The 20201-nt window shown below is 53.2% G+C and carries 13 protein-coding genes, 3 tRNA genes and 3 rRNA genes; 3 read left to right on the top strand and 16 right to left on the bottom strand.

Translation table 11 applies throughout. The features are described 5' to 3' along the window. Positions 1-152: 152 nt before the first annotated feature. Entirely contained in the window at positions 153-251 is a 99-nt protein-coding gene (gene ilvL, locus ACL2XJ_RS09460; RefSeq protein ID WP_132923845.1) for an ilv operon leader peptide, read from the bottom strand. Between the two features lie 358 nt (positions 252-609). On the opposite strand from ilvL, the gene ACL2XJ_RS09455 reads away from it, so the two are divergent. Next, positions 610-2133, top strand: coding sequence for a YifB family Mg chelatase-like AAA ATPase (locus ACL2XJ_RS09455; RefSeq protein ID WP_413726338.1), 1524 nt, complete (start codon positions 610-612; stop codon positions 2131-2133). 26 nt (positions 2134-2159) lie between these two features. Here the strand turns inward: ACL2XJ_RS09455 and ACL2XJ_RS09450 are convergent, their stop codons facing one another. After that, positions 2160-2498 carry a DUF413 domain-containing protein gene (locus ACL2XJ_RS09450; RefSeq protein WP_132923847.1) on the bottom strand — a complete coding sequence of 113 codons (339 nt, stop codon included), beginning with the start codon at positions 2496-2498 and terminating at the stop codon, positions 2160-2162. 121 nt (positions 2499-2619) lie between these two features. On the opposite strand from ACL2XJ_RS09450, the gene hdfR reads away from it, so the two are divergent. Next, the gene (hdfR, locus tag ACL2XJ_RS09445; protein WP_203524399.1) at positions 2620-3438 is read left to right on the top strand and encodes an HTH-type transcriptional regulator HdfR; all 819 of its coding nucleotides are present in this window, start codon (positions 2620-2622) and stop codon (positions 3436-3438) included. Positions 3439-3548: 110 nt separating this feature from the next. On the opposite strand, the gene yjfF is transcribed toward hdfR, so the two are convergent. The 4 genes from yjfF to ytfQ all read right to left on the bottom strand — a co-directional run bounded on the left by yjfF (position 3549) and on the right by ytfQ (position 8385). After that, a complete protein-coding gene (gene yjfF, locus ACL2XJ_RS09440) occupies positions 3549-4577 on the bottom strand; it encodes a galactofuranose ABC transporter, permease protein YjfF (protein WP_132923849.1) in 1029 nt (342 codons plus the stop codon). Then, the gene (gene ytfT / locus ACL2XJ_RS09435) at positions 4570-5586 is read right to left on the bottom strand and encodes a galactofuranose ABC transporter, ATP-binding protein YtfT (protein WP_413726337.1); all 1017 of its coding nucleotides are present in this window, start codon (positions 5584-5586) and stop codon (positions 4570-4572) included. The genes yjfF and ytfT overlap by 8 nt, the downstream gene beginning before the upstream one ends. Before the next feature lie 13 nt (positions 5587-5599). Next, entirely contained in the window at positions 5600-7102 is a 1503-nt protein-coding gene (gene ytfR, locus ACL2XJ_RS09430; RefSeq protein WP_413726876.1) for a galactofuranose ABC transporter, ATP-binding protein YtfR, read from the bottom strand. Between the two features lie 326 nt (positions 7103-7428). Then, on the bottom strand, positions 7429-8385 hold the full coding sequence (ytfQ, locus tag ACL2XJ_RS09425) for a galactofuranose ABC transporter, galactofuranose-binding protein YtfQ (RefSeq protein ID WP_132923851.1): 957 nt from the start codon (positions 8383-8385) through the stop codon (positions 7429-7431). Between the two features lie 1035 nt (positions 8386-9420). Between ytfQ and ACL2XJ_RS09420 the strand changes: the two genes are divergently transcribed. After that, entirely contained in the window at positions 9421-9648 is a 228-nt protein-coding gene (locus tag ACL2XJ_RS09420; protein WP_413726336.1) for a hypothetical protein, read from the top strand. Positions 9649-10050: 402 nt separating this feature from the next. On the opposite strand, the gene ACL2XJ_RS09415 is transcribed toward ACL2XJ_RS09420, so the two are convergent. The 10 genes from ACL2XJ_RS09415 to pepQ form a co-directional block, all read right to left on the bottom strand. After that, positions 10051-10126: transfer RNA gene (locus ACL2XJ_RS09415), tRNA-Trp, on the bottom strand. Positions 10127-10134: 8 nt separating this feature from the next. Then, positions 10135-10211 (bottom strand) — tRNA-Asp (locus ACL2XJ_RS09410). Positions 10212-10326: 115 nt separating this feature from the next. Then, a 5S ribosomal RNA gene (gene rrf, locus ACL2XJ_RS09405) occupies positions 10327-10442 on the bottom strand. A 125-nt stretch (positions 10443-10567) separates the two neighbouring features. Then, positions 10568-13777 (bottom strand): 23S ribosomal RNA (locus ACL2XJ_RS09400). Between the two features lie 321 nt (positions 13778-14098). After that, positions 14099-14174 (bottom strand) — tRNA-Glu (locus ACL2XJ_RS09395). Positions 14175-14286: 112 nt separating this feature from the next. Next, positions 14287-15829 (bottom strand): 16S ribosomal RNA (locus ACL2XJ_RS09390). The 16S, 23S and 5S rRNA genes sit together here with 3 tRNA genes alongside, the layout of an rRNA operon. A gap of 343 nt (positions 15830-16172) precedes the next feature. Next, entirely contained in the window at positions 16173-16745 is a 573-nt protein-coding gene (gene hemG / locus ACL2XJ_RS09385) for a menaquinone-dependent protoporphyrinogen IX dehydrogenase (protein ID WP_203524402.1), read from the bottom strand. Positions 16746-16752: 7 nt separating this feature from the next. Then, entirely contained in the window at positions 16753-18204 is a 1452-nt protein-coding gene (gene trkH, locus ACL2XJ_RS09380) for a Trk system potassium transporter TrkH (RefSeq protein ID WP_132923855.1), read from the bottom strand. Between the two features lie 49 nt (positions 18205-18253). Then, positions 18254-18865, bottom strand: a complete 612-nt coding sequence (locus ACL2XJ_RS09375) for an IMPACT family protein (protein ID WP_203524403.1) — start codon at positions 18863-18865, stop codon at positions 18254-18256. Next, positions 18865-20196 carry a Xaa-Pro dipeptidase gene (pepQ, locus tag ACL2XJ_RS09370; RefSeq protein WP_413726335.1) on the bottom strand — a complete coding sequence of 444 codons (1332 nt, stop codon included), beginning with the start codon at positions 20194-20196 and terminating at the stop codon, positions 18865-18867. Before pepQ ends, ACL2XJ_RS09375 begins: the two co-directional genes overlap by 1 nt. Positions 20197-20201: the final 5 nt, after the last annotated feature.

Raw genomic sequence — 20201 nt, 5'->3', positions numbered from 1 at the left:
TCCCCGCCCGCTGGTGGCAGGAACAGGATTTTCTGCCGTTAATCATGGTCTGTTCCTTATACATTTTACGTTTACCCTGCCAAAAAATAAGGTGCAAAAAAAAACCCCCGTCCTTTCGGTGCGGGGGTTTTCTTGAGAGTTAAGCTTGTTTGCTAAGCTATTCGTCGTCCAAGTGCAGCCCCGCACGGTGGGATAATAATCACCACCACGCTAATCACGACTAGGCTAATCACTTGGGCTAGGACTTTCATAAATAGGTTTTCATTTTACTTCGGGTCGAATGAATGCCTACAGAGTTATCACAGTAGTGACGCCGGTGACAACTCTTTTTTATTTCCCGTGCCGCGGAGGGCGGCGCAAAAAACGCATAAACACAAACATATTCAATAATTTGTTTACATATGAATTTTTTTCATTTTGTCCCTGTGGTTCGTCCGGATTACCACGGCGGCATACCGCAAAAAGAGCGTGCGAGACCGGGCGCATAACCCGTGTCATGGGCATCATGGGAAAAAATAGTTTCCCCATGGGCGCCGCAAGATCGCTTTTTGCGGCCATTATTCACGGCATCGTCGGGCAGAATGGGAAAAACACGGCATGGAGGCAGTTATGTCACTGGCATTCGTCTATACCCGGGCTTCAATCGGCATCCAGGCGCCCTTGATAACAGTGGAGGCCCACATCAGCAAAGGATTGCCCGGATTTACCCTGGTGGGGCTACCCGACGCCACCGTCAAGGGCGCTCGGGATCGGGTACGCAGCGCATTATTGAATAATGGCTTCGATTTTCCCGCCCGGCGCATTACCGTCAGTCTGGCGCCGGCGGATCTGCCCAAAGAGGGCGGACGTTATGATTTGCCTATTGCCTTGGCCATCCTGGCGGCGTCAAAGCAGATCCCTCCTGAGGAGCTGGCCGGGTTTGAATTTCTCGGTGAACTGGCGCTGTCCGGTGAAATACGGCCGGTGCAAGGGGCAATCCCCGCCGCGCTGGAAGCGTCACGGGCAGAGCGGCAACTTATACTGTCGAACCACAACGGCGCCGAAGCCGGGCTGGTGCCCCATAGTCGTGTTCTGACAGCCGAACGGCTGCAGGAGGTCTGCCGGTTTATACAGGGCGCGGGAGAACTGGCCTCGGTGGCACACCACGCCGACCCGCCGGACGAGTATAAAGGGACCGATTTACGGGATGTTATCGGCCAGCAGCAGGCCAAGCGAGCGCTGGAAATCGCCGCCGCCGGCGGCCATAACCTGTTGCTGATGGGGCCGCCGGGCACCGGCAAAACCATGCTGGCCAGCAGGCTGCCCGGGTTGTTGCCGCCCCTGGACGATAACGAGGCCATCGAAACCGCCGCCATCGCCAGTCTGATAAATGTCGATAATGCCCGCTGGCACTGGCGCCGACGTCCCTTCCGCGCGCCCCATCACAGCGCCACCTTGGCGGCATTGGTGGGAGGCGGCGCCATACCGCGACCCGGTGAAGTTTCCCTGGCCCATAACGGGGTACTGTTCCTTGATGAACTGCCGGAATTTCAGCGGCGGGTACTGGATGCGTTGCGCGAGCCGCTGGAGGCAGGCGAAATCAATATCTCCCGCGCCCAGACCAAGGTTCTCTATCCGGCGCGCTTTCAGTTGATCGGCGCGATGAATCCCAGCCCCTCCGGCGATTACCAAGGCATCCACAGCCGCAGCGGCCCGCAGCAGACCTTGCGTTATCTGAACCGTTTATCCGGTCCGTTCCTCGATCGTTTCGATATGTCCATTGAAGTGCCGCTGTTGCCTCCCGGCATGCTGCGTCAGCCGGGTACGAACGGCGAAGAGAGCGCTACGGTACGGGAACGTGTGCGGATAGCCCGGGAGATGCAGCTGGACCGCTGTCAGAAAATCAATGCGCATATGAATAATCAGGAGGTAGGAGTTTATTGTCGCCTGGACGAAGCTGAAGCGATTTTTTTGGAAAATGTCATGGAAAAGCTTGGCCTTTCCGCCCGGGCCTGGCACCGAACGCTGAAGGTAGCCCGTACTCTGGCTGATTTGGCCGGTGTGCCGGAGATACGGCGTTGCCATTTGGCGGAAGCCGTCAGCTACCGCAGCATCGACCGCTTACTGCAACAACTTTGGCAACAAATGGAATAACATGGGGCGAAAGCCCCATGAAAGGATTAATCTTCGCTATCGGTATAATCTTCCACTACATCCATCTGCGGTTTGCCGCCGGACAATGTGTGGAAGCGTTTGGGGCGACGGATATGCTCTATGTACTTGAACCACACTTTTTCATGTTCCGTTGAAGGTTCCCGTTCACCGTGACATACAGCGACAAATTGTTTCTCTTCGTCGGTCACTGGCTCGCGTTTGCCGCTGTCCAGATCGTTGTAGGCATGGCCGCAACGTTCCAGTAATTGGGCTTCCCGAATGGTGAAATGGCCGTGTCGGGAAAACCCGCGAGGGTAGTTTTTGTTATCGAAATACCGGTTGGTAGTAGAAAAGCTGTCCGCCATCTTAAGCGCTCCCCATCCTTTCATAAGCCGTACTGTTTATGGCGCGGAGTATTAGATAGGCTTGACTTTCTGTAAAACAAAACATTTAAATCGTCACGATAAAAATTTTTTGGAGATGGCCGTGGACACGGAATTACTTAAAACCTTTTTGGAAGTTAGCAGGACCAGACACTTTGGTCGCGCGGCCGAAGCGCTGTACCTGACGCAGTCCGCGGTGAGCTTCCGTATACGTCAATTGGAAACACAATTAGGCGTCAGTTTATTCACCCGGCATCGCAATAATATCCGATTAACCCCCGCCGGAGAGAGCCTGCTGCCCTACGCTGAGAACCTGATGGCCACCTGGCAGTTGGCCAAGCAGGAGGTCACACGCTCGCTCCAGCATAACCTGTTGTCTATCGGCGCCACGGCGTCGCTTTGGGAGGCTTGGCTGGGACAATGGCTGCAGTTGCTGTACCAGCAACGTCCTACCCTGCAGGTAGAGGCCCGCATCGCCTTGCGCCACGCGCTGATAAATCAATTGCATGAACGGCAGTTGGATCTCCTCATAACCACGGAGGCTCCCAAAATGGAAGAGCTGACCTGCCAGCTGCTGGGGAATTTTTCGTTAACACTTTTTGCCGCCTCCAGCGAGCCGGAGGAAGAGGAGCGGCCTTATATCCGTTTGGAATGGGGCGCGGATTTTCATACGTATGAAAGCCGGTTGCTGGTGCATAATCCGAATCCGATCATGAGCACCACTTCGGCACATTTGGCACGTTATTTATTGCCCACCACCCAGGCATGCGTTTTTTTACCCAGCCACTGGGCGGAAAGTTTCCCCGAGCTCATCGCCATCGCCGAGATGCCGCCGTTGCTCCGTCCTTTGTATGCGGTTTGGTTACAAAATAGCGATCAACGCACGCTCATACGCCAGCTGCTGAAAACCCCCGTTATTTAAGCGCCTTAACGCGGCCATATTCTCTTAAAAAACGTCTGCCTAACCCCCAACAGCCTCTACAGGTTAAAAATGCGTTAAAAGCCGTTTTAGGCGGATTAAAGAGATACCGATCACAATCCCGCCCCTGATGTTTTGACGCTTTGATTCCCTACGGTACGGGGAATGTTGGTAACTTTGGCGTTTTGATTGTTTTCCCACAGCGAATTCAGCAAGCGCTGCAAGGCGATAAACGCAAACAGCAAAATCCCGATGACGATTTTGGTCCACCACGAGCTAAGGGTGCCGTCAAAATTGATATAGGTCTGGATCAGCCCCTGGATCAACACGCCGAACAGGGTGCCGAATACCGTGCCGATACCGCCGCTGAGCAGGGTGCCGCCGATAACCACCGAGGCGATGGCATCCAATTCCACCCCCATTCCCGCCAAGGCATAGCCGGCGGAGGTATAAATCGAAAAGACGATGCCCGCAAGCGTGGCCAGCCCGGTTGACAGCATGTAAATACGAATGGTGGTGCTGCGCGTTGAGACGCCCATCAGATTCGCGGCCGTAGCGTTGCCGCCGATGGCGTATACCTGGCTGCCGAACCGGGTATAGCGCGCCAGGATCATGCCGAATACGATGACCAGCAGCATCAGTACCCCCATGGCGCTCAGGCGCCCTCCCCCCGGGATCTGCCAGGCCAGGTTGGAGAGAGTGTCATAGATGGGATGATTGATGGGCAGGGACTCTTCCGACACCAGATAACTGGCGCCGCGCAGAAAAAACATGCCCGCCAGGGTGATGATAAAGGCCGGAATCTTCAGGGTATCCACCAGCCAGCCCATAAAGGCGCCGAACCCGCAGCCCATGACCAGCACCAGCGGAAACGCCAGCAGCGGGGACATATGATAGTCGCCGATAACCCGCGCCAGGAAAACGCCGGTAAACGCGATAACCGATCCCACCGACAGGTCGATGCCGCCGGAAAGAATCACAAACGTCATGCCCACCGCAATGATGCCGAGAAAGGCATTATCCGTCAGGATGTTACAAATGACCCGGGTGGAGGCGAACCCACGGAACTGGGTCAAGCAGAACAGATAACCCAGAATAAAGACCGAGATGGTGATCACCAGGGGAAGGTTGCGTTTAAACATGGCGGCGGCGCCTCCTGAGAAAAGCGATAAAACTGGATGACTGCATCACCAGCACGCAGAGCACGACGACGGCTTTCACCACCTGGTTAAGTTCCGGCTGGAAGCCCGAGAGAAGAATGCCGGTATTCATTCCCTGAATGATCAATGCGCCCAACAGCGACAGGAACAGATTGAAACGGCCGCCCATCAGCGAGCCTCCGCCGATAACCACCGACAGGATGGCATCCAGCTCCAGCCACAAACCGGCATTGTTGGCGTCGGCGCCGCGTATATCGGCGGCGACGATAAGCCCGGCGACGGCGGCGCATATTCCGCTCAGTATGTAGGTGGACATCACGATGACGCGCGTTTTTACGCCAGCGTTCTTGGCGGCGCGGATATTGATTCCCACCGCCTCGATAAACAACCCCAGCGCTGTTTTACGCGTCAGCAGCCATGCCAGGACCAGGGTAATAAGGGTAATAAAGACCGGTACGGGGAAATACAGCAGTGAACCGCTGCCAATCCAGGCCAGGGACGGATTGTCGAAGGTAACTATCTGCCCTTCGGTAATCAATTGGGCGATACCCCGTCCGGCCACCATCAGAATCAGGGTTGCGACAAAAGGCTGTATTTTTAACAGTGCCACCAGCGTGCCGTTCCACAAACCGGATAGCACACCGACGCCTATTGTGGACAAAATGACAACGGGCAGGCTGTAGCCATGTACCGTCAGCGTGGCGGCCACCGCACCGGCGATGGCCATTACCGCGCCCACCGATAAATCGATGCCGCCGGTGGCGATGACCAGCGTCATGCCGATGGACAGCAAGGCCACCGGCGCGCAGCGGTTCAAAATATCAATCAGGCTGCCGAACAGCCGGCCGTCCTGCATATGTATCGAGAAAAAATTATTGGCGACAATACCGTCGGCGATCAATACCACGATCAGCGCAGCCAACTGAGGCATGCCGCTCGGCCACCGCTTGGCGGCAACCGTTTTAGTCAAGGAAGGCGTTGAACCGGACATAACCTCATGCTCCTTAGGCGGCAATGGCATTCATAATGGCGGTAACCGACAATTCTTCCAGGGGAATGGTGGTGATATGTTTGCGGTCACGCAGGATAACCACCCGATCGGCGTATCCCACCAATTCCTCCAGTTCCGAAGAGATAACCAACAGGGCAAGGCCATCGGCGCACAAGGTTTCAATCAGCCGAATGATTTCAGCATGGGCGCCGACATCGATACCCCTGGTGGGTTCATCGAGAATCAGGAACTGCGGTTTGGTCAATAACCAGCGGGACAACAGCACTTTTTGCTGGTTGCCGCCGGAAAGGAAGTCAACGGGCTGTTCGGGACTGGGTGTGCGAATCCCGAGCTGCCTGATAAAGCGCTCGGCAATATTGTTTTGCTCCTTGCGTGAAATGGGTCGCAGCCAGCCGCGCTGAACCTGCAAGGCAAGAATGATATTTTCCCGTACCGACGCCGCGGCGATAATGCCGTCGGTTTTGCGGTCCTCGGGGCAAAAGCCCAGCCCCAGCCGCGAGGCCTGGTTGGGAGAGCGTATAATTTTTCTTTTCCCTTTGATGAGGGCGCTGCCCGAATCCGCCGTGCGGATGCCGAAAATGACCTCCGCGGTTTCCGTCCGTCCCGATCCCAGCAAGCCGGCAAGACCGACAATTTCCCCCGGCCGTACCGCCAAATCGAAAGGCATGATGGTATTCTTCTTACCGTAGCCTTCAAACGCCACCACCGGCTTGTCGTTGAGCAGCGTGCGCCCGGCCCGCTGCAAGGCATGTTCATCCAGTTCGCGCCCCAGCATCATCTTCACCAGCTCTATATGGGGGAGCTCCCGGGTCTCGCGGGTACCGACGAATTCACCATTGCGCAATACCGTAATCCGGTCGGAAATCTTGTAAACCTGATCGAGAAAATGCGTAACGAAAATGAGGCTGATTCCCCGATCGCGCAACTGCCGCATGATGGTAAACAGCATTTCAACTTCGTTGGCATCCAGGCTGGCGGTGGGTTCATCCAGTATCAGCACCTTGGCGGACAGGTCCACCGCGCGGCAAATCGCCACAATCTGCTGCATGGCGACGGAGAAATGCCCCAGTGGTTCCGTTACATCCAGGGCGAAGCCGTAGCCGGCCAGAATGTCCCGTGCCCTGAGGTTGATTTCCTTGCGATTGATAAAACCAAACCGCCGCGGCTCGCGGCCGATAAAGAGATTATCGGCAACCGACAGATTGGGCAGCAGGTTGATTTCCTGATACACGGTGCCGATACCCAACGACTGTGCATGAGCGGTATTTTTGGGATGAATGTCCTGACCATCCAGATTGATTGAGCCGCTGTCGCGCTGATAGACACCGGTTAATGCTTTGATTAATGTGGATTTTCCTGCGCCATTTTCCCCGAGCAGCGCCATAATCTCACCCCGTCGCAGACTTAACGAAACGTCATTAAGCGCCTTGACACCGGGAAAGCTTTTACTCAGACCGGTAATCCTGAGTAATACGTCATCGTGTTTTTCGTTGATGCCCACGGAATATGCTCCTGAAAACGTAGCCGGAAAAACTGCCTTATCAATACACCTAAGGACCCGGATTTTGACAAACCGTGCCACGACCCGCCAGGCAGGATGCAGAAGAATAAACCGTCGCCGCTGGCAACCCACCGGCCAGGAGCGTTTGAAACAACACGGGTCATGTGCTGTTGCCGCGTCATGGGCCTTAGCGCGGGACCCATGACGCGGAATGTTTTACGTTGAATATTCCCTCTGCCCCTGTCCCAGTGGCGAATTTTTATAATGTGCGATCACTCGCAGTTCGACCTTCCCTCTTTTAGGTATAAAACAGCGACTTTTTAGTACCCCATGCCACTTTTCTTGGCTAACTGCGCCTGAGCGTCGGCGGGCAGATATAATCTGCTTTCTGTTTTAATGATTTTAGGTGGTTTTGTTCCGTCCTTTAAATATGCGTTAAGCGCATCAAATGCCGGGCCAGCCATATTAGGCGTCAATTCCACGTTAGCATTGGCTTCTCCCGCCAGCATTGCTTTATAAATATCAGGAACACCATCAATTGAACCGGTAAGAATATCCTTGCCCGGTTTAAGCCCCGCTTCTTTGATTGCCTGTATCGCACCTATTGCCATGTCATCATTATGGGCGAAAACCATGCAAATATTTTTACCATTGTTTTCAGCTTTAATAAAACTTTCCATGACTACTTTGCCGTTAGTGCGAGTAAAGTCACCGGACTGAGAGCGAATAATTTTTATTGCCGGCGCTTTTGCTATGGCTTCCGCAAAACCTTTCTTACGATCGATTGCCACGCTGGCGCCCACCGTACCCTGCAGTTCCACTACGTTACAAGGTTTGCCGTTCATGGTTTTCACCAGCCAGTCGCCTATCAGCCGGCCTTCAAGCACATTATCAGCGGTTACTACGGCCATATATAACGAGTTGTCTTTGACTACAATAGCGCGGTCCAGCAAGAAGACCGGGATTTTAGCGCTTTTGGCTTCCTGTAAAACGGGTTCCCAACCGGTTTGCACCACCGGCGCTATAAATATGGCGTCTACGCCCTGGGCAATGAATGAACGGACCGCTTTAATCTGGTTTTCCTGTTTTTGCTGTCCATCGGCAATTTTCAACGTTATGCCGCGCTTCTGGGCTTCACTTTTTGCTACCGTAGTTTCCGCCGCGCGCCAGCCAGACTCTGAGCCGACCTGAGAAAACCCCACCGTCAACGGCGCGGCCAGTGCCATTGCAGACATCGCGACAGAAATGGCAGATCCTAAAAGTAAACGCTTCCACATAGTCATCGTCCTCTTATAATCATAAAATGTACGGGTATTTCTTAAAGGCTAACAACAATAAAATTAAACAAGAAAAGGCTTTTTTATATCGTAGCGCATCACACTTTTGACAAATAGGACTAGAGAGGCATCGCAATTTTTTTCATTTAAATCTGTGGCTTATGGATATATTTTTGTACAGTGTCCATACAGAGGAAAAATTAAATGCTTCAAAATTAGGGAAATACCGCCTTAACATTTCACTCATCAACATGTAACATGAGTTGAGCCATGCATTAATCTGCTATATATTTTTTGGCGAGAACATTATGGTTTTTCACATTTATTGCAACATTTTGAGCTGCGGCATTGCACAGTGTCTCTCGATCATATGAAACCCCTAGTAAAATCGGTTTGAAAATATGGATTACATTGCTGTTATTTCCCCGGATTCTATTTTTGCAACGAAATCCTGCATCAGACCAGATCGCCTACGGCTGGGGCGGCAGTTGCCGGGAAAGCATTTCGCTATGATCTTGAAAGTCTTGGCGACGGCTTAATTTTATAAGCCCTGGTGATAGCTGGTAGAGGTCACTCCCGCCGTAAAACGAGAATCGGGTGAAGGGGCTCGAACCGACAGATCACCCTAGCTTATTTAGTCATGCTTTCGAATGGCTGTTTTTATCAATTCTGTTTTTTTCTTTCAAACTATTTATTAGTAATAAGAATTGAATTCAAAATCATATAGTTAACTATGTTATCCAAAGTATATTTCCTCTTGCATTGATAAAGGAAATTTTCATTTTTAAATTTGGCAATTGACGGAATTACACGCAACCAATATTTTATAGAAAAAAATAATAATTTTTAAATTCTAATAAAAACTTATGGGTATATTTTTATCTAAAAAGTTAAGATTCCAATGTTAATTATATTTACTGTTAAATGCCTTCACTCCAACAATGTTTATTGCACATCGCCATCTGTTTATAGAAAAGTAACTCATATCGCGTCTGATTGATTATAGTGTTGACCTGATATATTGAGGATATTATTATGACGAATTCTAATTTTTCCTACTGTAACCGGCCAAGCAATGAAAGGCCTGCATCGCCCGCCAATATGGTGGCCAGCAATCTTACTCCAACGTCAGCATTGCTTAGCTGGACGCCCGGCATCGGTGGTGCGCCCGTGGCATACTATAATGTATGGCAAGCCGCCAGCCCCGGCTACTGGGCGGGACAAACCGATGGAAATACTCCCTGGCTTGCTTTGTATAATTGAACCCGAACACTAATTATGCTTTCCAAGCGTTCGCCGTCGGCTATGATGGACAATACAGTTTAGAGCCTGCCGGTACTTATTTTGTTACTCCGCCGCTTTATTATAGGCAGCCATTTTATCCGCCGCACCCAGGGTGCTATCCGCCTCCGCCGTACTCTTGCCCGCCGCGTCCGAATTGTGGAACGCATAAGAAATCAGGCTGGTAAATCATTTTATAAAAACCGCCCTATCAAAGGGCGGTAACATCAGCCAATGACACTTCCATCGTTAAAAGTAGACTGGTTATCTGAGCATTATTTTGTGTAAGTGCATAACAAAAATAGCGCCATACTACGAGGGATGTATTGCGTTTAAAAATATAAAAAAAGCCCCTCGCGTAAGCGAAGGGCTTTATCTGTTTTCTGGCAGGGGCGGAGAGACTCGAACTCCCAACACCCGGTTTTGGAGACCGGTGCTCTACCAATTGAACTACGCCCCTAAATAGGGTGGCGGTGCGGACGGGACTCGAACCCGCGACCCCCGGCGTGACAGGCCGGTATTCTAACCGACTGAACTACCGCACCACGATTCGGTACTACACCCAAACTTAACATTTGCGGGGTCAACGCATGTCATAAAACCGTTTGTGGTGCTTCACCAACGCCTCTCGTTACACTCGAGGTATCGGTCTTAATGGATGCCTGGCAGTTCCCTACTCTCGCATGGGGAGACCCCACACTACCATCGGCGCTACGGCGTTTCACTGCTGAGTTCGGCATGGGGTCAGGTGGGACCACCGCGCTAGTGCCGCCAGGCAAATTCGTTATCCAACCGTCATCTTTTACTGATGACCATTGGCCTTTATCCGGAACAATCGCTGAAAATTCTCTCATCGCCCTTGCGGACAACGCTCTCACAGCCCAAACACCTTAGGTGTTGTAAGGTTAAGTCTCACGGGTCATTAGTATCGGTTAGCTCAACGCATCGCTGCGCTTACACACCCGACCTATCAACGTCATCGTCTTTAACGTCCCTTCAGGTGGCTTAAAGCCACAGGGAAGACTCATCTCGAGGCAAGTTTCCCGCTTAGATGCTTTCAGCGGTTATCTCTTCCGCACGTAGCTACCGGGCAATGCCATTGGCATGACAACCCGAACACCAGTGGTGCGTCCACTCCGGTCCTCTCGTACTAGGAGCAGCCCCTCTCAATCTTCCAACGCCCACGGCAGATAGGGACCGAACTGTCTCACGACGTTCTAAACCCAGCTCGCGTACCACTTTAAATGGCGAACAGCCATACCCTTGGGACCTACTTCAGCCCCAGGATGTGATGAGCCGACATCGAGGTGCCAAACACCGCCGTCGATATGAACTCTTGGGCGGTATCAGCCTGTTATCCCCGGAGTACCTTTTATCCGTTGAGCGATGGCCCTTCCATTCAGAACCACCGGATCACTAAGACCTGCTTTCGCACCTGCTCGAGCCGTCACTCTCGCAGTCAAGCTAGCTTATGCCTTTGCACTAACCTCACGATGTCCGACCGTGATTAGCTAACCTTCGTGCTCCTCCGTTACTCTTTAGGAGGAGACCGCCCCAGTCAAACTACCCACCAGACACTGTCCTCGACCCGGATTACGGGCCGGAGTTAGAACATCAAACATTAAAGGGTGGTATTTCAAGGTTGGCTCCATAAGGACTGGCGTCCCTACTTCTAAGCCTCCCACCTATCCTACACATCAAGGCTCAATGTTCAGTGTCAAGCTATAGTAAAGGTTCACGGGGTCTTTCCGTCTTGCCGCGGGTACACTGCATCTTCACAGCGAGTTCAATTTCACTGAGTCTCGGGTGGAGACAGCCTGGCCATCATTACGCCATTCGTGCAGGTCGGAACTTACCCGACAAGGAATTTCGCTACCTTAGGACCGTTATAGTTACGGCCGCCGTTTACCGGGGCTTCGATCAAGAGCTTCTCCTTACGGATAACCCCATCAATTAACCTTCCGGCACCGGGCAGGCGTCACACCGTATACGTCCACTTTCGTGTTTGCACAGTGCTGTGTTTTTAATAAACAGTTGCAGCCAGCTGGTATCTGCGACTGGCTTCAGCTCGGGAAGCAAGTTCCTCCACCTAATGCCAGCGTGCCTTCTCCCGAAGTTACGGCACCATTTTGCCTAGTTCCTTCACCCGAGTTCTCTCAAGCGCCTCGGTATTCTCTACCTGACCACCTGTGTCGGTTTGGGGTACGATTCGATGTGACCTGGTGCTTAGAGGCTTTTCCTGGAAGCGTAGCATCAACCCCTTCACCACCGTAGTGGCTCGTCATCACGCCTCAGTGTTACAAGAGAACGGATTTTCCTGTCCTCTCCACCTGCACGCTTGAACCGGGACAACCGTCGCCCGGCCGGTCTAGCTTTCTCCGTCCCCCCTTCGCAGTCACACCCAGTACAGGAATATTAACCTGTTTCCCATCGACTACGCCTTTCGGCCTCGCCTTAGGGGTCGACTCACCCTGCTCCGATTAACGTTGAACAGGAACCCTTGGTCTTCCGGCGAGCGGGCTTTTCACCCGCTTTATCGTTACTTATGTCAGCATTCGCACTTCTGATACCTCCAGCAACCCTCACAGGCCACCTTCTCAGGCTTACAGAACGCTCCCCTACCCAACGGGCGTATCCTTAAAACGCCTTACCGTGCCAGGCGGGCACAGGATAACGAGTCGTAAACACGCCGTGAATCCCTCCCTGGAGGCTCGATCCACGCCATCCATGGCGTGGACGGTTTACTCTTTCGTTACCCTGACCCGCCTCTTTGACGCCTTACGCGTCATCAGGCACCTTAACCCGCGCTGATACGCGATTAAGCATTTTAAGTGATACGCCCGCTGCCGCGGCTTCGGTGCATGGTTTAGCCCCGTTACATCTTCCGCGCAGGCCGACTCGACCAGTGAGCTATTACGCTTTCTTTAAATGATGGCTGCTTCTAAGCCAACATCCTGGCTGTCTATGCCTTCCCACATCGTTTCCCACTTAACCATGACTTTGGGACCTTAGCCGGCGGTCTGGGTTGTTTCCCTCTTCACGACGGACGTTAGCACCCGCCGTGTGTCTCCCGTGATAACATTCTTCGGTATTCGCAGTTTGCATCGGGTTGGTAATCCGGGGTGGACCCCTAGCCGAAACAGTGCTCTACCCCCGAAGATGAATTCACGAGGCGCTACCTAAATAGCTTTCGGGGAGAACCAGCTATCTCCCGGTTTGATTGGCCTTTCACCCCCAGCCACAAGTCATCCGCTAATTTTTCAACATTAGTCGGTTCGGTCCTCCAGTTAGTGTTACCCAACCTTCAACCTGCCCATGGCTAGATCACCGGGTTTCGGGTCTATACCCTGCAACTACACGCCCAGTTAAGACTCGGTTTCCCTACGGCTCCCCTATGCGGTTAACCTTGCTACAGAATATAAGTCGCTGACCCATTATACAAAAGGTACGCAGTCACCCCATCACTAAGCCCCCTCTGCTTATTTTGTCGGTTGGGCGTCGCTTTCGCTCCGCCTACCGCACCTTTAGCAAAGGATGCATATGCAGCTTCACCACTGGCTTAGTGATGGGGCTCCCACTGCTTGTACGTACACGGTTTCAGGTTCTGTTTCACTCCCCTCGCCGGGGTTCTTTTCGCCTTTCCCTCACGGTACTGGTTCACTATCGGTCAGTCAGGAGTATTTAGCCTTGGAGGATGGTCCCCCCATCTTCAGACAGGATATCACGTGTCCCGCCCTACTCATCGAACCCACAACCTCTGCACCTTCGGATACGGGGCTATCACCCTCTGTCGCCGGACTTTCCAGACCGTTCTCCTGATGCAAAAGCTGATGGTGGTTCTGGGCTGTTCCCCGTTCGCTCGCCGCTACTGGGGGAATCTCGGTTGATTTCTTTTCCTCGGGGTACTGAGATGTTTCAGTTCCCCCGGTTCGCCTCATTGCGCTATGGATTCACGCAATGATAGTGCAACGAATTGCACTGGGTTTCCCCATTCGGACATCGCCGGCTAATAACGCTTCATATCAGCTTACCGACGCTTTTCGCAGATTAGCACGTCCTTCATCGCCTCTGACTGCCTAGGCATCCACCGTGTACGCTTAGTCACTTAACCTCACAACCCTAAAGTGTCTGCGGAATGGCTGCGAAAGGCCCCTGCCGGTGTTGCGCGGTGCTCGCCATGCTCATGGACATCTAGTCCACTCCGCTGGCTGCGCGCCGGGCGCCTTGGCCGGGGCTTTCTCGCTCATCCCTCAACAGGGTCATCACTGACGCGATGACCTGCTTAGGTTTGCTTGCTTTGAGAGACTCGCATACTGATTTTGCTCAGCATGTTTTTTTCAAATTTTCAGCTTGTTCCGGATTGTTAAAGAGCAGTATTTCGCAGCGCACTCTTTCAAATGCGCTCTGAAATTTATCAGACACGTAGGCTGTTTGGCGTCCCCTAGGGGGTTCGAACCCCTGTTACCGCCGTGAAAGGGCAGTGTCCTAGGCCACTAGACGAAGGGGACAAAGATACGCGTTCGCGAAGCTGCGCTTCACAAACAAAACCATACGAGCTGTTTGCTCATCACTTCTATCAGACAATCTGTGTGGACACGTCACTTGACGCGTATCTTTCGGTAAGGAGGTGATCCAACCGCAGGTTCCCCTACGGTTACCTTGTTACGACTTCACCCCAGTCATGAATCACAAAGTGGTAAGCGCCCTCCCGAAGGTTAAGCTACCTACTTCTTTTGCAACCCACTCCCATGGTGTGACGGGCGGTGTGTACAAGGCCCGGGAACGTATTCACCGTGGCATTCTGATCCACGATTACTAGCGATTCCGACTTCATGGAGTCGAGTTGCAGACTCCAATCCGGACTACGACGCACTTTGTGAGGTCCGCTTACTCTCGCGAGTTCGCTTCTCTTTGTATGCGCCATTGTAGCACGTGTGTAGCCCTACTCGTAAGGGCCATGATGACTTGACGTCATCCCCACCTTCCTCCGGTTTGTCACCGGCAGTCTCCTTTGAGTTCCCACCATTACGTGCTGGCAACAAAGGATAAGGGTTGCGCTCGTTGCGGGACTTAACCCAACATTTCACAACACGAGCTGACGACAGCCATGCAGCACCTGTCTCAGAGTTCCCGAAGGCACAACTCCATCTCTGAAGTCTTCTCTGGATGTCAAGAGTAGGTAAGGTTCTTCGCGTTGCATCGAATTAAACCACATGCTCCACCGCTTGTGCGGGCCCCCGTCAATTCATTTGAGTTTTAACCTTGCGGCCGTACTCCCCAGGCGGTCGATTTAACGCGTTAGCTCCGAAAGCCACGGCTCAAGGCCACAACCTTCAAATCGACATCGTTTACAGCGTGGACTACCAGGGTATCTAATCCTGTTTGCTCCCCACGCTTTCGTACCTGAGCGTCAGTCTTCGTCCAGGGGGCCGCCTTCGCCACCGGTATTCCTCCAGATCTCTACGCATTTCACCGCTACACCTGGAATTCTACCCCCCTCTACGAGACTCTAGCCTGCCAGTTTCAAATGCAGTTCCCGAGTTAAGCTCGGGGATTTCACATCTGACTTAACAAACCGCCTGCGTACGCTTTACGCCCAGTAATTCCGATTAACGCTCGCACCCTCCGTATTACCGCGGCTGCTGGCACGGAGTTAGCCGGTGCTTCTTCTGCGGGTAACGTCAATGATTGAATCTATTAAACCCAACCCCTTCCTCCCCGCTGAAAGTGCTTTACAACCCGAAGGCCTTCTTCACACACGCGGCATGGCTGCATCAGGCTTGCGCCCATTGTGCAATATTCCCCACTGCTGCCTCCCGTAGGAGTCTGGACCGTGTCTCAGTTCCAGTGTGGCTGGTCATCCTCTCAGACCAGCTAGGGATCGTCGCCTAGGTGAGCCGTTACCCCACCTACTAGCTAATCCCATCTGGGTTCATCCGATGGTGTGAGGCCCTAAGGTCCCCCACTTTGGTCTTGCGACGTTATGCGGTATTAGCTACCGTTTCCAGTAGTTATCCCCCTCCATCGGGCAGATCCCCAGACATTACTCACCCGTCCGCCGCTCGCCGGCAAAGTAGCAAGCTACTTTCCGCTGCCGCTCGACTTGCATGTGTTAGGCCTGCCGCCAGCGTTCAATCTGAGCCATGATCAAACTCTTCAATTAAAAGCTTGATGCTCAAAGAATCTACTGTTTCATTCATTACTGAATTAACTGGTAAACACTCTAAGACTTGTATTGTTGTGTTTCGATACGGTCTTGTGAGTGCCCACACAGATTGTCTGATAAATTGTTAAAGAGCGTGCGTCGGGGAGCGCTATTCTCACCTGGCGCGGGTTGCGTATATTACGCTTTCCCGTTGAAGAGTCAAGCTTTTATTTGCTTTAGCAAAGCGCTTTTCCCTTTCCGACCCGGCCCGTCGCAGCGGTTAATCCCGGTCAGTGGAGGCGCATTATAGGGATTTCCTGAGGCGAGACAAGTGCTAATTGCAACATTTCCACCGATCGGTTTATTTTTCACCAAATCCCTTCGCTTCGCCCTCCTGGCGGGAAGCTTTATCGGTTAAAACTGCAAAATCCCGGGCGAAGGCCGTAACCTGTTCCCAGTCGGTGTATTCGACTTCTTTTGAACTGTCGGTCTCGCCGCCGGTCATCCGCATGATCAACTGGATCATGACCCGATCCAGCCAGCGGTATTGCGGATAGCGCAGCGCACCGGCGAAAACGGCGCATCCATCAGGTCGCCAGGGCGTAGCGGCCAGGAATTTACGGGTATACACATTGGTTTCGGGCGTTCGTTTATCCGGTTTACGCGCCGTCAGATTAACGGAGAAAAAAGCGCTGGGCAGCGTATTCAGCCGGTCCAGATGCCGCCGGATGAAATTATGCAGGTCGGCGGCGTAATGGCCGTACCGGATGGCGGCGCCGATAATAATGCCATCGTAATTCTGAAGCGAACAATCATCGGCCTGGCTGAGATCAACGACATCACAGGTCGCGGTATCCGTAAGGGCGGACGCAATAAACCGCGAAATTTTTCGGGTTTGTCCGTCCCGGCTGGAATAAAGAATCAAAATATGCATAACAAACCTACTCGCGCCAGAAAGTGGGCGTGAAGAGCACCAATACGGTGAATACCTCCAATCGGCCGAACAGCATGTCGGCAATCAGTATCCATTTGGCCACCGAATTCATGGCGGTGAAATTTTCCGCAACCACCCCCAGCCCCGGGCCCAGATTATTCAGGGTAGCGGTTACCGCAGCAAACGCGGAGAAATTATCAACGCCGGTGGCGATAATCGCCAGCATACTGACAATAAAAACCAGGGCGTAGGCTGAAAAGAACCCCCACACCGCCTCAAGGATACGTTCCGGCAAAGCCCTGGTGCCGAGCTTGATGGTATAGACCGCATTCGGGTGTACCAAGCGCTTCAGCTCCCGCGAACCCTGCAGATAAAGCAGCAGAATACGGATGACTTTCAGGCCGCCGCCGGTAGAACCGGCGCAGCCGCCGATGAATGCCGAGCACAACAGCAGTATCGGCAGGAACAGCGGCCAGCGGGCGATGCTGTCGGTGGTAAAACCGGCGGTGGTGGCCATGGAAACTACTTGGAAAAAAGCCTGGTTCAGGGTTTGTAGTCCGGTCTGGTACACGTTGAAACGCCAAAGGATGAGCGTGGCCACCACCACCAGGATGAACTGCACGGAGATAAATACCTTGAACTCCGGGTCGCGCCAGTATACCCGCAGGTTATGCCCGCTCAGCACGGCAAAATGCAGTCCGTAGTTACAACCGGAAATCAGTAAAAAAACCGCCACGATAGAGTTAATCATCGGGCTGTGGTAATAGCCGATGCTGGCATCATGGGTGGAAAAACCGCCGAGGGCCACGGTGGAAAAACTGTGGCCGATGGCGTCGAAAACCGACATCCCGGCGCCCCAGAGCGCCGCGGCGCAAATTATGGTGAGAGTGAGATATATCAGCCAGAGGGTTTTAGCCGTTTCGGCAATGCGCGGCCGCATTTTATTGTCTTTTAACGGTCCGGGCATCTCGGCACGGTAAAGCTGCATGCCGCCAACCCCCAGTATTGGCAAAATTGCTACCGCCAACACAATGATCCCCATGCCGCCGAACCATTGCAGCATCTGCCGATAAAAGAGAATGGCCTTGGGCAGGTTATCCAGGCCAACCAGCGAGGTGGCGCCGGTGGTGGTCAGGCCGGAGAATGACTCGAAAAACGCATTGGTCAGCGACAGATCGGGGTGATCGGCGAACAGGAACGGCAATGCGCCGACGCTTCCCAGCACCGTCCAGAACAGCACCACAATCAAAAAACCTTCCCTGGGTTTTAATTCATACCTCTGGCGGCGGTTCGGCAACCACAGCAGCAAACCAATCAGCAAAGTGAAAAAGAAGGTCTGGGTAAAGGCGCTGCCGGCCCCATCTCGATAAATCAACGCCACCAGACCGGGAACAATCATGGTCCCGGAAAATAACATGACGAGCAGACCGACTATGCGGATTATGGCGCGAAAATGCATTTCAGCATGTTCCTTAATAAAAATTCAACGGTAGCCGGGGACGGGATTATTATGTAATCGGCAAGAAATGCAAAGCACCGCGACTTAAATCGCCCAATTTCCGCGAAGCCTCGCCCACTTTGTCGAAGGGAATGGCCACACGAAAGTTAATGGATTCGCCATACTCGCTCTGGACAATGCGGCCGGCAACCTGTTTGACCGCCATTTCAATCCATGCCTGCTGTTCATAACGACAAGATACAACGAATTCCACCTGCGGGACTATTTCCACACGGACCATGAGTTTTAGCGCCTGCTGCACACCGCCGCCGTAAGCCCTTACCAGTCCGCCGGTACCCAGCTTTATGCCGCCGAAATACCGCACCACTACCGCCGTGATTTCTCCCGCCCCGCAGCCCTGAAGTTGTGCCAGCATGGGACGTCCGGCGGTGCCGGAGGGCTCGCCGTCGTCCGAAAAGCCGAACTGCGATGAATCCTGCGGCGGTCCGGCAATATAGGCCCAGCAATGGTGTGTCGCCGAGGGGTGCTGCTCGCGGGCCTGCCGGATGCACTCCCTGGCGGCATCAATCCCTCGAGCAGGTGACAGGAAGGTGATAAAACGACTTTTTTTAATTTCCATCACCGCGGTGACCGGCGCCGCGGGAACGAAATAGGCCTGCATTATGCCAGCTTCAAATCGCGGGTCATGTTTTCAGTCTGCTTTTCTTTTATGACGATATTGTCTTCGATGCGGATACCGCCAAAAGCCTTGAACATCTCGATGCGCTGCCAGTTGAAATGTCTGCTTAATGCGCCGCTGCGCCAGGGCGAAAGCAGCGATTCGATAAAATACAGGCCGGGCTCGATGGTCATGACCATACCCGGCTCCATAACGCGAGTACAGCGCAGGTATGGATAAGCGGCCGGGGGGGCGAGATGGGTACCGGTATCGTCCTGCATGAAGCCCCCCACATCATGGACCTGCAGCCCGAGTGGATGCCCCAGGCCATGCGGCAGGAACGGACCGGTAATCCCCTCTTTCACCATGGCTTCTTCACTGATGCCGGTGACGATATCGAAGGTCTTGAGCAATTTGGCAATCCGTCCGTGCATCTGGATATGATAATCGATGTAGCTGACACCGGCTTCGATGGTGTCGATTAACGCCAGCTGTTCCGTATTCATGGCGGCCACCAGCTGTGCGAATTCGGAATCTTTCCGCGCGGCGTAGGTGCGGGTCAGATCCGCTGCGTAACCGTGGTATTCCGTTCCGGCGTCAATGAGAAAGCTGCGGACGTCATCCGGGCAGCGGTTTTCAAGCGTAGTGTAATGCAATACCGCCGAATGCTCGTTCAGCGCGATAATGTTGCCATAGGGAACGTCGATATCGCGGTGGCCGGTGGCGCTGAGATAGGCGATATTGATATCGAATTCGCTCATGCCGGAGAGGAACGCTTCCTTGGCGGCGCGGTGCCCGGTAACGGCGGTTTTTTGCGCCTCACGCATGCAGGCGAGTTCATAGTCGGTCTTATAGGCCCGGTGAAAATGCAGAAAATCCAATATCGGTTTCGGATTGATGTTTTCCGCCGTCAGGCCGAGGCTTGACGCCCGCGCAGCAGATGAGCCCAGATATGCCACCTTGTCGCGGCGGGCCGGCAGCAATCCGCCAATATCGTCGGGGTTCCGGATGGGTACGATAGTGATAAAAGGCGTCCAGAAGCTGTCGGGCACCGGCTCTACGCTGTACCAATAATCCACCGGCAGGTAGAACCATAATATGGGTTTGTTCACGCCGTCGACCCATAACCAGCAATGTGCGACGTTGGTCACCGGCAGCCAGGCCTTGAACTGTGGATTGACCCGGAAGGGATAATCCTGATCGTCGAGGAATGCCGTGATGGGTTCGCCGGAGTGAATCAGTAACGCATCGAGATTCTGCCGGGCAAGGATCTCGCGGGTCCGCTTTTGCAGCGTCGCGAGATGCTCCTGATATAGAGAAGAAAAAGATTCCATAATCC

Source organism: Sodalis sp. RH16 (genome assembly GCF_047324245.1).
GTDB classification, from domain to species: domain Bacteria; phylum Pseudomonadota; class Gammaproteobacteria; order Enterobacterales; family Enterobacteriaceae; genus Acerihabitans; species Acerihabitans ligni.
Note: the sequence above shows the minus strand (reverse complement) of the source record. Positions and strands in the feature narration are given on the sequence as shown.

Coding starts and splice junctions, on each gene's coding strand:
- ilvL (WP_132923845.1), bottom strand. CDS start 251: ATGAAAGTCCTAGCCCAAGTGATTAGCCTAGTCGTGATTAGCGTGGTG.
- ACL2XJ_RS09455 (WP_413726338.1), top strand. CDS start 610: ATGTCACTGGCATTCGTCTATACCCGGGCTTCAATCGGCATCCAGGCG.
- ACL2XJ_RS09450 (WP_132923847.1), bottom strand. CDS start 2,498: ATGGCGGACAGCTTTTCTACTACCAACCGGTATTTCGATAACAAAAAC.
- yjfF (WP_132923849.1), bottom strand. CDS start 4,577: ATGTTTAAACGCAACCTTCCCCTGGTGATCACCATCTCGGTCTTTATT.
- ytfT (WP_413726337.1), bottom strand. CDS start 5,586: ATGTCCGGTTCAACGCCTTCCTTGACTAAAACGGTTGCCGCCAAGCGG.
- ytfQ (WP_132923851.1), bottom strand. CDS start 8,385: ATGTGGAAGCGTTTACTTTTAGGATCTGCCATTTCTGTCGCGATGTCT.
- ACL2XJ_RS09420 (WP_413726336.1), top strand. CDS start 9,421: ATGACGAATTCTAATTTTTCCTACTGTAACCGGCCAAGCAATGAAAGG.
- hemG (WP_203524402.1), bottom strand. CDS start 16,745: ATGCATATTTTGATTCTTTATTCCAGCCGGGACGGACAAACCCGAAAA.
- trkH (WP_132923855.1), bottom strand. CDS start 18,204: ATGCATTTTCGCGCCATAATCCGCATAGTCGGTCTGCTCGTCATGTTA.
- ACL2XJ_RS09375 (WP_203524403.1), bottom strand. CDS start 18,865: ATGCAGGCCTATTTCGTTCCCGCGGCGCCGGTCACCGCGGTGATGGAA.
- pepQ (WP_413726335.1), bottom strand. CDS start 20,196: ATGGAATCTTTTTCTTCTCTATATCAGGAGCATCTCGCGACGCTGCAA.